1 protein-coding gene is annotated in these 943 nt (G+C 58.5%); it reads left to right on the forward strand.

The genetic code is table 11. The features are described 5' to 3' along the window. Nucleotides 1-154 precede the first annotated feature (154 nt). Nucleotides 155-943 (forward strand): nuclease/transposase family protein (locus ACFR9S_RS12880; RefSeq protein WP_459077208.1); only part of this gene is annotated, 789 nt, incomplete at its 3' end.

The following is a 943-nucleotide window of genomic DNA, read 5'->3' on the forward strand; positions in this document are numbered from 1 at the left end:
AGCGTGTTTTCATAGAGATTGCGAGGCGGATACCCCGACCCTTGAGGTCGGGGAGGAAGCCGACACTCGATGACACAATCCACACGCGATGGCAAGGCCGACTCCCCCACTTTGAACAAATACTTTCAAGTATCTTCAACAGTACTAATGAAGTATGGAGGTCGTCCGCAACATCCAGATAAAGCTCGACGTTCCCGAGGATGCACACAGCGTTCTCGATGCAACGTTCGAGCAATTCCAACAGGCGGCCCAACACGTCGCTGACGTTGGATGGAGCGACGACCCCACAGAAATCGAGGACATCAAAAACACGCTCCACGACCAAACTTACACGGAGGTTCGGGAGCAGACCAGTCTGCAAGCCAGTCTCGTCCAATCCGCCCGCAACCTCGCCGCCGACGCACTCGGCAACTGCAAAGACCGAATCCTCGACGACGGCAAGAAAGCCAGCAAGCCCGAGTTCCGAGGCTCAGTTGTCGTGTACAACGGTCGCACCATCACCTATCACGACGACCACGTAACGCTCGCAACCGTGGGCGACCGCGTGACCGCCGAGTTCGTCACACCCGAAGACGACGCGGGGACACCCTTCGCGGAGTATTGGACGGACGACTGGGAACGCAAGGAAGCCACGCTCCACAAACGGGACGGAGCATACTATCTCCACGTCGCAGTCGAGAAACAAGTCGAACCCGCTGATTCTAGCGACGATTCGACCGAGAACGGAGTGGTTCTCGGCGTCGATTTGAACGTGGACGGCTACCTCGCCGTCACCAGCACAGGAGCGTTCCTCGGTAATGCAGACTACCTCAATCACCGCCGCGACGAGTATGAGCGTCGGCGCGGCAACCTCCAACAGACAGGGACTCGTTCCGCACACCTCACCATCAAGAGCATCGGCTCACGGTTCGCTCGGTGGAGCGCGGACTACCTCCACCGCGTG

Source organism: Halolamina salina (genome assembly GCF_042678005.1).
Classification (GTDB): Archaea; Halobacteriota; Halobacteria; order Halobacteriales; family Haloferacaceae; genus Halolamina; species Halolamina salina.